This window comes from Flavobacterium xueshanense, from assembly GCF_900112975.1.
GTDB lineage: Bacteria > Bacteroidota > Bacteroidia > Flavobacteriales > Flavobacteriaceae > Flavobacterium > Flavobacterium xueshanense.
Genome location: NZ_FONQ01000003.1, coordinates 83,878 through 96,578 on the forward strand (window position 1 = coordinate 83,878; position 12,701 = coordinate 96,578).

9 protein-coding genes are annotated in these 12,701 nt (G+C 33.1%); all 9 read right to left on the bottom strand.

Annotated elements, in window-relative coordinates; all coding sequences use genetic code 11:
• Positions 1 to 5: 5 nt before the first annotated feature.
• Positions 6 to 878, bottom strand: coding sequence for an alpha-1,2-fucosyltransferase (locus BMZ76_RS04850; protein WP_091203605.1), 873 nt, complete (start codon positions 876 to 878; stop codon positions 6 to 8).
• Complete coding sequence (locus BMZ76_RS04855) at positions 875 to 2,164, bottom strand: GNAT family N-acetyltransferase (protein ID WP_091203606.1); 1,290 nt, start codon at positions 2,162 to 2,164, stop codon at positions 875 to 877. The genes BMZ76_RS04850 and BMZ76_RS04855 overlap by 4 nt, the downstream gene beginning before the upstream one ends.
• Positions 2,157 to 3,098 (bottom strand): hypothetical protein, encoded by a 942-nt coding sequence (locus BMZ76_RS04860; RefSeq protein ID WP_091203607.1) that lies wholly within the window; start codon positions 3,096 to 3,098, stop codon positions 2,157 to 2,159. The genes BMZ76_RS04855 and BMZ76_RS04860 overlap by 8 nt, the downstream gene beginning before the upstream one ends.
• A complete protein-coding gene (locus BMZ76_RS04865; protein ID WP_091203608.1) occupies positions 3,095 to 3,805 on the bottom strand; it encodes a WbqC family protein in 711 nt (236 codons plus the stop codon). The genes BMZ76_RS04860 and BMZ76_RS04865 overlap by 4 nt, the downstream gene beginning before the upstream one ends.
• Positions 3,805 to 4,890: a DegT/DnrJ/EryC1/StrS family aminotransferase gene (locus BMZ76_RS04870; RefSeq protein ID WP_091203609.1), complete on the bottom strand. Its 1,086-nt coding sequence runs from the start codon at positions 4,888 to 4,890 to the stop codon at positions 3,805 to 3,807. Before BMZ76_RS04870 ends, BMZ76_RS04865 begins: the two co-directional genes overlap by 1 nt.
• 182 nt (positions 4,891 to 5,072) lie before the next feature.
• On the bottom strand, positions 5,073 to 6,143 hold the full coding sequence (locus tag BMZ76_RS04875; RefSeq protein WP_091203610.1) for a Wzz/FepE/Etk N-terminal domain-containing protein: 1,071 nt from the start codon (positions 6,141 to 6,143) through the stop codon (positions 5,073 to 5,075).
• 179 nt (positions 6,144 to 6,322) lie between these two features.
• The gene (locus BMZ76_RS04880) at positions 6,323 to 8,749 is read right to left on the bottom strand and encodes an SLBB domain-containing protein (protein WP_091203611.1); all 2,427 of its coding nucleotides are present in this window, start codon (positions 8,747 to 8,749) and stop codon (positions 6,323 to 6,325) included.
• 396 nt (positions 8,750 to 9,145) lie between these two features.
• Positions 9,146 to 11,503: a GumC family protein gene (locus tag BMZ76_RS04885; RefSeq protein ID WP_091203612.1), complete on the bottom strand. Its 2,358-nt coding sequence runs from the start codon at positions 11,501 to 11,503 to the stop codon at positions 9,146 to 9,148.
• Positions 11,504 to 11,512: 9 nt separating this feature from the next.
• Entirely contained in the window at positions 11,513 to 12,304 is a 792-nt protein-coding gene (locus BMZ76_RS04890) for a polysaccharide biosynthesis/export family protein (protein ID WP_091203613.1), read from the bottom strand.
• Between the last annotated feature and the right edge of the window lie 397 nt (positions 12,305 to 12,701).

The following is a 12,701-nucleotide window of genomic DNA, read 5'->3' on the forward strand; positions in this document are numbered from 1 at the left end:
TTTTTTCAAAAAACAATCCAATTTTTCGGATACGTTATTTTCAAATCTAATTCTTGGGAAGTCAGACATACTGAGGGCGCTATAGTCGTACTTTCTGCGGTATTTCCAAGGTATGCGGCCCACCAGCTAAATGTGCTGTTTGCTATAATGTAGTGCTTACAACTTTTAATTGCTAAAAAATCAAAGAACGCAACGTCTTTGTCCACATCATTCAATATTTGAATAGTACTACCGCTGAAATTTTCTTTTACAAATTGTTTGTCATCACTAAAAACATAATAAGTAGGATTTTTAAATTTTGACTCGATATAGTCCATTGCTCGCTTGTAATAATCCATATCCAGCACGTGATGAATGCTCCCCGCTTTTAAATAATCAGTTCGTCTAATGTGAATAGCAACGGATTCGCTTTCTTTAATGTTGCTTTTCGCTAAATTTTTTAAAGGAATGTAATCATCATTAATTTTTAAATTTTCAAGCAAATACGCTTTGTCATTTTGGTAATCAACAATATTCCCCATTATTCCATCCAAATAATAAAAATTGATACTATCGTTTCCTAAACTTTCCAGCGGAGTGTAATTAGAAATAATATTCATTTTGAAGAAATTGAAAATACTATTTAATTTCAATCGTTTCAAAAGACTTAATAATAACTGATTGGACAAAATGGATTTATAAAATCTAGCATTAATCTTAAATTTAATAATTTCAAGATCCCGTAAGGTGATATCTAATTTTTTTGAATGATGCGTCAAAAATTCTTTATCAAAATACAAATTTGCATTAATTTTTTTTGCCAACAATAATCCATATGCATATTGATGAAGCTGATTACCGAGACCACCCTGGAGCCTAATTATAACTTTTTTCTTCATTCCCGTTTTAATATATGTTTTAATCTAAATTTTAAAGATTGAAATCGAATTTTGGTTTTTGTAATAAAAAAGAGTAATTGCAAGATATAATCTGTCCTAAACTGTTTTCGAAATATTTCTATTGACTTCAAATATTTCGAATTATTTAAAATTGGATCTGATGAGGAACAAACTCCCCCTCCATGTTTTCTATAAACAGCAGAATTTATTGGTAAAAATTTAATTTTTCCAAACTTGGCATTTAAAATGTGGATAAACCAATCTCCAGGAAAAAATTCCTTTTCTAAATACTGAATAATTTCATGCCTATTTCTAAAAACCGAAGTTAATGTGGGTATGAAATTATCTAAGACAATTTCATTTCTTGAAAAGGAATTTTTGCTTTTATATTTTTCAATTAAATTGGGATGATCATAGGTATTGGTATTTTGATTGTAAATCTTATAATCCGTAAAACATATTCCATACGTATCATTCCATTCCAAAAAATCAACCTGTGTTTGTAATTTGAATGGATCTGTCCAATAGTCATCACCTTCGCAAATGGCAACATATTTTCCGTTACAATTTTTTAAAATAATTTCCTGATTTTTATGTGCCCCTACATTTACATCATGGTACATTAGTTTAAATTTTCCCGGATATCTTTCTACATAGGAATCTATAACTTTTCGAGAACCATCCCGCGAACAGTCTTCTCCAATTACTATAACACTATTGAAGTTTGTTTTTTGCATTAAAAAACCTTCAATCGCATTTGCTATATATTTTTCATGATTATAAACCATACAAAATATACTTATGGTTGGTGCTATAAGATCTTCCAATTTACAGGACATTTTTACCTGATCGTTATCAAATGCAACTTCAACAAAAGAGTTTTTAAGGTATACTTTAATTCCTGCTTTATTACTTTTCTTGACATGTAGATAAACATCGGTCAATTTAAGTATTTCCTTTGCATAATTTAACATTTGATATACAGCCTGATTTGCTATTCCTTTACCCCAAAAAGATTTCTCACCAATAAAAATGTGCAATTGGGCAGTTGAATCAATTACATCAGTAAGTTGCACATTACCAACATATTGATTATCTACAGTAATTGCGAATCGTTTAGTAGTTTGCTCTTTTACGACTCTACTAATCCATTCATTTTCTATCTCAAAAGTGATTGGTTTATCCGGTTTTTGACCTGTTTCCTTCCAAACTTCTGCATCATTTCTCCATCTCCACGAGATAGCTGCATCTTCAACTATTAATGGCCGAATTAGAATTTTATACATACTTCAAAATATTTTTCATGTCAGCTAAATCATATCTTTGATCAATGGGCAAATGAACTAATTCATTTGTTAGCTGAACTTCCACGCTGTCTTTATCACACCATTCCAAAACATTCGGCCAATAAGTTGCACAGTAAATTCTATTAACTGTCAATTTATTTCTTAACGTAATATCTTTCGTCCAATAAGGATATACCATAGGAATTTGATCATGTGACTCTTCAATTTGGAATAAATTTTTATCCTTTAGAAAATGATGTAAATACTGGAAGTTTTCGACCCTTCTTTTTTTAACTTGATCGTAGTCAATTGAATTCAAAATTTTATGCGTCAAATGAGACATGTGTTTGAGCGACTGATTTGATAAACTAGCATCATTCCTGCAAAAATCCACGTAACCGTCCTCAGCATTTGTATCTGCACGTCTAAGTAAGTGTGACATTCGGTTGAAAGAAAGGTCTAGTTCCAATTCTTCATTTAACAGTTTATCGCAAAATAAGTAGGCACCGTCACTAACTCCAAAAAACTTTCGCGCTGAATATATAGTGTCTATTTTATCAAGTGGGGCTGAGAAAAATGACTGTGCATTATCGATAATTAAATTAGAGATATTGGTTGCTAATTTATTTATAAATCGATCTTTCAACCCGAAGTAATTTGTATATAAAAACCCTTCCTGCACCATTATTGTAGTATAGTCAAAAACAGGTTCCAAATTTTTATCTATTTCATAAAATTGAAAATCAATTTCTAATTTTTTTAAAGGTTCTAACATAACCTCACATGTAAAATAAGGCAAATATACTTTACTGTATTTTCGAACTTTTAATAGATATTCAAAGGCATTTCTAGCTGTATTTAAAGCTATACCATCTGAATAATAGGCACCAAATGACCTTGATTCTAATTCAAAATAACCTCCTATCGATTTCATTTTAATTGATAATTATCTAACATCTCATTAACTTCTTCCGGAGAATTAAACATTATCACATCAATAATAGACAGCCCAGCTTCAAAACTTTTAAGCTTTTGATCATAAGGATTGATAGCTACAGATTGAAAGTTAAGTTTTATATTAGCTGCATCGTATTTTGATTTATCAAAAAAACTTTCGCCTCCAGGTGGATTCCAATACTCAGTGACGTTGTCCAAAACTTTACAAATATTTAATGCCCATTCGTCAGGAGCATTTGCAACTTCTATTTTCAAGTTCATTTTGGAAAAAATAAAAATTTCTCTATCAATATTTAAATAGCTACAGATTCTTTTTATTGTTTCATAATTTAAATCAATTAAATACTGATAATCTTTATCAAAAATTTCATCAATTAATTTCATCACTTTATAATAATGAGGTGCTATTTTTTTATAAGGCTGTAATTGGGCTACTATTTTATTTTTCCATTCTTGACTATTATCAATTATCAAATCCTGAATAATTACGTCCCGCCCTTTATTGATTATAGGAACTTGAATATATAACCACCCACTATTTTGTTTTAATATCCTATTTCTTTCAATCCAGCCATGACGAATAAACTGCACAGGGTCAAATAATATGAAAATATCGGTATGTTTAATTAAACTAAAATACCCTATATATGGAAAAAAATAGGGTTGCATAATTGCTGCTTTCATTAAATGTTAAGATTTATTATCATAATAATTCTTTTGACTTGACTAATTTCTATTTCTTTATAGAGAGGCAAACATAAAACCCTAGAAGCAATACTCTCGGAAATATTCATTTTAGAACCGTTAGTATAATTGATAGTATTCAACGACGGGTAAAAATAACGTCTAGGGAAAATTTGTTCCTCATTCAAAGCTTTTTGCACTTTTAATAAAATTGCTTCTGTTTCAAAAATGACACAATAGTAGCTATAATTCCATAGTGTATTTTCTCTAAGTTTTAATCCTGTCAATTTTTTAAAATCCAAATTTTTGTTATAAAAATCTACTGCTTTTTTTCTGCCGTACACAATACCATCCATAAAAGGCAAAACAGCCAATCCCATAGCGGCTTGCAATTCGGATATTTTCCCATTTATTCCTAATCCATGAAAATTTATCGGACCATTATGACCAAAATTATGACTGTAAAACATTTTTTCTCTAAGTTCTTCATCATTACAGAACAATGCACCACCCTCTCCAGTATGAAATAATTTAGTAGCATGAAAACTACAAGTGCTAACATCACCATATTCGAAAATAGATCGTCCTTGATAAGTTACTCCAAAGCAATGTGCAGCGTCATAAATTACTTTTAGATTATATTTCTTAGCAATAACTTCAATTGCGTCTATGTTACACGGATTTCCAAAAACATGAGTCGCTAAAATTGCAGTTGTTTTGGGAGTTATTGCCGCTTCAATTTTGGTTTCATCAATAGTTAAATATTCTCGGTGAATATCGACAAAAACTGGCTTACAATTTTCCCATACAATTGCCGCGGAGGTAGCTACGTAACTAAATGGAGTTGTTATTATTTCACCATTATTCCCTAAAATTTTAAGAGCAATTTGTAATGGAATAGTTCCATTATTCATAATTATAATATTAGAAACTCGAAGATGTTTCATCAATTTTTCTTCCAATTCTAGTAACAACTCTCCCCGGTTAGTTAACCATTCATTATTCCATATCCTTTGTAATTGTTCGTTATACTCGGCCAATGGAGGAAAAAAAGTTTTTGTTACGTTAATTTTACTATTTATCATTTTTATGATTTAATACAATTGATATTCCTAGCCTTTTAAAGCTCTCAATTTAATTTTATGGAGTAAGCTAATTACTTTGCTGCTGAACATAAATAGATCTAATTAGTATTATAAAAATCTAAACAAAATTAAAAACATTTCTATAAATTTTAATACTTCTATTAACACGAATAGCTAAAAAACTATCCTTGAGACAAAAGTTTAAATAACCTTCTAAATATTAAATAAATTACAGACATAAACCCCGCTAAAAAACCTCCTATTATAATTCCCTTAAGTCTACCAAATTTTTCTTTTTTCAATGGCAAAATTGGTTTGTCAATTATTTGAATTAGTGGAGTTTCTTTCCGTAAAGTTACTTTCGCCAATTCTGTTTGTTTAACAAGTTCTGTTAAAATAGCGGTATTTGCTTGCACATCAACCTGTCTGCGAGCCGACGGAGCTCTTCTTACATTTAGGGCAGGATTTAAATTGAAGGTATTATCATTGGCAACCGCAACTCCTGTAATTGCACCATTAAGTTCCCTGCGAATTGAATCCGTCTGCCTTTCAAGGATATCCATATTAAGCCTAGCCTTTTTACTTTTACTGATCACATAAAAATCAGATACCTGTTTAACTAAGGCTTCAGAGAAATATTTTGCAAATAATTCATTTATCGAAGCTACTTCAACACTGATAATGGACACTTTTTTATCTTTTTGACCTACAGATAACCCTCCTTTTGACAACTCATCATACATTACTCCCAATATACTGTCATGTATTCGCGTAAAGTATTTTCGTTCAGCATTGGGCAAAAACTGAATATTTTCAAATTTAGACTTACCCTTCCATTGCTCTCGCCATTTCGAATTTTGAATATACATTTCTGCCAAGGAACTGCTTTTTTTATCAAAAACAACGGGAGTTAATAATGTTTGCTCCACCATACTTCGGGATTTGAATAATTCAGTTAAATTCGAACCTGTGAAAACACTACCTCCGCCGCCGCCAAGATCTAACCCAAATTGACTGGCTAAACCTAATGCACCACCCAAACTAGAACTGCCTTTTTCATCTTCCAAAGCAAAAGATAACGTAGCAGTATAAATTGGTTTTTTACTGATTGAATACACGAAGCCTAAAGCTCCTCCTATAACGCCAACAAGTAAAATGACTTTCCATTGTGAAAGTATGTAGTAAAACCATTCTCTACCTTTCTCTACTAATTGTTTTAAGGTGACTTCGTCATTGGAATTTTGTTCGCTCATATTATCAATATTTTACGCTTGTATTTTATTTATTATTAAAATGTGCTTTTATAACAGTGTCTACAAAAACCTGTTTAATGTTTTCATTTATAGCTCTTTAGGGACGCAGTAAAACAATTTAAATTTGCTATCTGAGACTGAACACTGCAACCTGATTACCGAACACTGAACACTGACTATTACCTCAATATCGCAATTATAACCCCCGCCAAACTTGCTAACACACCGGCAATACTAACAAACTCCCCAGTACTCATTTTTTTGGTCTCAGGTTTTTCAGGCACTATAATTTGTGAACCGGGAGTGACTTTAGGATAGGATCGTATAAACAAAAATGAATGTGCCACTGCCGCTTTCCCATTTGGATAAATGATGTACGCCTTTTTTTTCCAACCTTTTGCATCAACACCTCCTGCGGCGTTTACATAGTAATTAAATCCTTTGCCACCATCATAGGGAATCTCTGAAGTCAACAAGACATTTCCAGTAACTTTTACGCCTTCATTAAATGCTACCACTTCTATTTCATCGCCAGAAAATAGAGTGACATTGGTACTGCTTTTTGGATTTTTCACAATTGCTTTCCAATCTACTGGAATGGTAGCATATTTCAAGTCCTCCTTTAATTTTTTTTCTAATTTGGCTTGAATACTATCTTGTTTACCTAAGTTCAGATTCACATTTTCCAAATCTTCTATTTGTTTGGCCTGAATAGGTCTTTTTATTCTCACTCCCTCTATATTGGCAACGGAAGTCAATCCGCCTGCTCTTTGAATAACGTCATATACGCGATCTTTTTTGTTTGCCAACACATATTTTCCTGCATAATGTACAGCTCCGGTTACCGTAACCATCTCCGGTTTATCGTACACCGCCATTTTGCGGATATTCACCACATCAAAAGGAAGCAAGGCAAAGTTTTTTGCCTGTTCGTTATTACCGGCAATAATTTCTATATTAAACAATTCTGCTTTATTGGGATTGGTATCATCAATTTCCTCTGAAATGATCATTCGCGCTACCTCAACTCTTTTAGAAGCCGAACCGGTTAAACCACCAGCCTGAACTAATAAATCATTCAAAGTCAAATTATCATAATATTGGTATACTCCTGGTTTTTTTATCTCACCATCAATGGTTATCTTGAATTCTTCTTCAAAATCCAAAATAGAATATACAGTGACAACGTCCTCCCGTTTTAAAGGAACATCAGCGTCAAGATCACCGCTTAAAGCCTGATCCAAATTGACATTGACAATTTCTGTAGTCAGATCCGATTGCAATCGAATAATTCTCGCCCTATTGGTATACGCATCTTCTTTTAAACCATCTGCTTTACTGATTAAATCAGAAACACGCATTCCTTCATAAAAAGAATAGGTGTCGGGTCTAAAAACGGCGCCTTCTATTTTAATTCGGTTTTCAAAGCGGTTTAAAATTTTAGAAACTCGGAACACATCTCCGGAAAGGGGTTTATAACTGTCAAATTCAGACCCCTTGATATCCGTTACTTTAAATTCCTTGTTTGTTTTTTGCAACACATTTACAGATGCGGTATAGGCAAATTCATTAAAACCGGAAGCAAAAGTAAGTAAGTCAGAAAAAGTTTCTCCTTTCTTCATTTCAAAAATTCCGGGACGTTTCACTTGTCCTTCTACAGTAACTCTTTGATTATAGGCTGGAATTCGGATGACGTCATTGTCTTTTAGCCCGACATTATCGGATTGGTCACCATTCACGAGAAAACGATATAAATCGACATTGCGATAGACAACATTATTTCGCAACAACTCAATATTTCGGTAACTGCCATTCTTCCCCGGGCCACCACCCAAAAATAACGCATTATAAACCGTGGCCAAAGAAGAAATTGAATAATTTCCCGGCTGCTTGCTGCCTATGATCGTTACTCGTATAGTTCGAATTCGATTCAGACTAATACCTACTTGCGATTGCCCCGAGGCTACTGTACTGTAAACACGAGCAATGGCCGCTTTTATTTTTTGAGTAGCCGCTTCAATGGTCATTCCTGAAACAGCAATTTGGCCTACATACTGAATGTTAACTTTACCTTCCATTGTAACTGGCACCGCCGCATTAAATTCCTGCACACCATATACACTTACTTGCAATTCATCGCCAGGTCCCAAAACATAGTTTACAGGGGTGGCCAGTTTTAAATTGGGTTCAAAATTTAATGTAGGCGTATCAAAAAGTTCCGATCCAAAAATTAAGGCATTTACAGTATCCTTAACTTTTATATTACTAATTTTCTCTTGCTTTCGGGTGAGTTCTTTGGAATCAACGGTACCATTCAAAGAACTACTGTTGTCTGAACTAGGAGTATCTGAAACAGTTTCCAGACGAATTCTTAGTTTACCAAATTCTGTCGCCGACATACCCTTGGACAACGCTAACTTTTCCGCCTGTGTTAACGAAATAGAATTCGCTTGCAACTGATTTTTCAGCTTAATAATATCGGCATTAGATAAATTATCCACTTGGACGGTGCTTAAATCACTGCCAGAGAACAAATCCTGAGCCGAAACAACAGAAGTATGAAGCAGCGATAAAACCACTACTATTGCAATAAGTATTTTTTTCATAATTATTTTAAAGTTTTAAAACTAATAGTCGTGCGTAAAGAGATGATATTGATATTTTTAAAAATAGTTTTTATTCGCAATAGGATACGGCTTCGCCGCTGCAATCCACATAGCAGATTACCATCTTTTCAAAATTTTTACAAAGCTAAAGTAAAAATATAGGAAAATCTATCGTTTCAGTAGGAAATGTACATCAAAAAATGATTTTTAATTTACATTTTAGTAACAATAACAAACTCACACATTTAATTCTGGCAAAAATAAAATTAATTGTATTATAATGCCCAAAAACTGTGAATTCTACAACTAATCTTCCGGTTAAATAAAAAAAAGTTTACAAAAAAATATTTTGTAAACTTTTAAGTAAAATCAAACTAAAACAATAAATTTCCTGAATTAAAATATTTTTTTATACCAAGGCTCTTTTTCAACTTTTACACCATAACCGTACCCATAGCCATAGCCTTTAGTAGAATCGGTATCATTAAGCAGTAAGCACATATTTGGTAATTTTTGTTCTCTGTATAAGGTGTTGGCAATATTCAGCATTCGTTTTTCTAATACATTAGCACGAGCCACATAAATAAAACAATCTGCATGCTTTGCAATCAATAACGTATCGGTTACTAAACTGACCGGAGCCGTATCCACTATTATATAGTCGTATTGCTTTTTTACAATTTCAAAAAGTGTATCCACTTTCTTGTTCATTAACATCTCTGCAGGATTAGGAGGTATTACACCGGCAGGTAACACATGAAAATCATCAAATCCTTCATATTTAACAATCAAATCTTCTAATACCAAATCTTTAGAAGACAAGTAATTCGTGACTCCTCGATCCGGCAATGTCAAATATTCATCCAACCTTGGGTTTCTGATATCCATTCCTATCAACAATACTTTTTTACCGGACAAGGCGAAGGTCGCAGCCAGATTAGCCGAAACAAAAGTCTTCCCCTCTTGAGGAAAAGTAGACGTTAAAAAAATGGTTTTAGCTTGGCTTTCGGGAACCTTACTGAGCATAAATTCTAAATTCGTTCGGATGATTCGCAACGCCTCTGCCGAACTGCTGCGGCTTTCTGATTTTATGATTTCCGAAGGACTATCGGATTTAGGCACATCGCCTATAAATGGAATTGATGTTTTGCCTTCTAAGTCCAAACGACTTTTTATTTTCGTGTCCAATAAATCCATCAGGTAAATAATTCCAAATGGAACAAGAAGCCCTAATAATAATGCGGCCAAATAAATTATATTTTTTTTAGGAGCCACAGGAATTTTTGATCCTTTGGCAGCATCAATCACTCTGGCATTAGGTTCTGTTGCTGATAATGAAATAGCAGTCTCTTCTCTTTTTTGCAACAGATACAAATAGAGTTCCTCTTTTACTTTTTGTTGTCTGGCAATAACTCTAAATTGACGTTCCTGCACTGGTATTTTTCCCAATTTAGAATTCAAAAGTCCTTCCTGACTGTTCAAATTTCTCTTTTGGATGCTTAAATTTGATTGCATGCGACTCAGACTCGAAGCCACACTTGATTTTAAAGATGACAGTTGTTGGTCTATTTTAATAACAGTTGGATTAGCTTCGGTTGCCGATTTCATAATTCGGTTCCGATCTAAAACCAATTGATTGTACGAACCAATCATCTCTGTTGCTTCACCACTGACAATATTTGCAGGCAAAAGGTCCGATTTTTTACTTTTCTTCATAAAGTCCAGCATCGAAGAGATAACATTCAATTGGATATCTGCTTCTACCCCTTTTTTATCATACTCGCTTGAACCTTCAATAAAAAGCTTCGCTTCAGTTTCAATATCCGTTAACTGATTCGTGTTTTTAAAACTCTGAACATCCTGCTCAACACCTTCCAACTCTTCAGTAATTAATTTCAATCTATTTGCAATAAATTTTGAAGTGTTTTCAGAAATTAAATTTTTATCCGAAACAGCATCTTCGTTGTAGTTCTGCACCAGAATATCCAAGAAATCCTCCGCTTTGGTCAACACGGGATCAATTAAAGAGATTTCAACAACACTGCTTGTTTTGCTTAATGGATTAACCTTTAATCTGGTTCTGAAACTTTCCACTGTGTTCTCAAGAGGAGAGAGTACAATTATAATTTCACTATCATTTTTATCAGTTGTATTTAATTGTGCAGCCGATTTATTGATAACCAACGTACCATATTTTGTTTTAATAGGCTGACCATACTTAAATACGTTGTTACTATCAATTAAAATACTCTTTTCCGGTGATAAATCATCCAGCTCAAAGGTATTGGATGTCACTGCGACATATTTAAACTCCATTTTATTTTCAAAAAAACCAGGTTTCTGATCAATAAAATTGACCATAATAGGGGAATTCTGGTATACTTCAGCTTTAATTACATTCCCTTCAACAATAAAAGCCGTATTCAAATTCAATTTTTTTACAACACTTTCAATTAATGTTCTTGATCTTAAAATTTCTACCTCATTGTCTAAGTTGTTTTTGATACCGCCCCCTATACCCATATCAGCGAAAGCTGAAAGTTCAGAAAGCATCCCCCCCTTCTTTTCATCTTTTACCAAAATAGTAGTAGCAGCCTGGTATTGAGGCGTGGTATATCTAAGATAAATGTATGCGATTAGTAAACTAACAAAAATACCTAAGACAAACCATTTCCAGTGGGAAGCATACTGATCAACAATAGCTTTAAATTGAAAATCCTGTTCTTGATTTTCGTTTGACATGTTATTTTCCATTGAAACTATTTATTTTGAAGAGGTAATAATTAAGGTAATTAAGGTAATCAGCAGCGAGGAAACAGAAATAATTACCCCGGTGTTTGGTCCTACTGCTGCTGCATTGATTCTACTCTTATTGGGTTCTACATACACGACATCATTTTGTGCCAAATAGTAAAACGGAGAATTGATAAATCCCGCCTTGGTAATATCCACTCTATTATAGGATTTGACACCATCAATTTCCCGAATAATTAAAACACTATTCCTTTTACCATAAATTGTCAAATCTCCTGCTTTACTCAAGGCTTCAATCAACGTAATTCTTTCGGAAGCAACATTATAGGTTCCAGGAGCATTAACTTCCCCTTGAACCGAATATTTAAAATTCATGATACGAAGGTTAATTATTGGATTTTTGATAAACATAGCAATTTTGTCTTGTAGGATTTTAAGAACCTCCGATCGAGTCAATCCGCTTATTTTTAATTTACCTAAAATTGGAAAATCGATAATCCCATTAACGTCCACCAAATACAATTGTGTTGACTGTTGTCCGATAGCATCTGGTCTGTCAGCCGTTGGTATAGCTGAAGTAGTTAAATTAAAAGGAATGGCTATTTCAGGGTCTTCCGCAGAAACGATAATCATCAGTAGATCATCCGGTTGTACCTTAATTTCATAGGATGTTGATTTTTCTTGTGCGCCCAAAGTATCAATGTCTTGATAATAAATAATGTCTTTTTTCGAAGTACAAGAGAACAAAAACACTAAAAACAAAAATGGAATTGTTTTTTTTAGTAAAAAAAAGTATTTCATGTAATTTTATTTTTTTTTAAAGGGCCAAATATATACATTAACCCGTTGGATGTAATTACTTTTATTTAATATTTTTAAGACTATCAGAGCAGAGAAAACTTTTTTGCCACCGATTCAAAAGATTTTTGCAGATTCATTTGTAATAATCGGGTCTTATATTCATTAATCCATAAAACTCTTGCCTAAAAACCGCAACCTTTATCACCACCAAACACACCTCAAAATCCCACAACAGTCAGCAAAGCGGGCCAAGCTTATTCCTTAAATTAGTGAAAATCCGCTAAATCCGTATAATCTGTGGACAAAATTAGCAACCACTACAAAAAATACCCTTAAAAATCCCACAACAGTCCGCAGAGCGGGCCAAACTTATTCCTTCAATCAATAAAAATCCGTA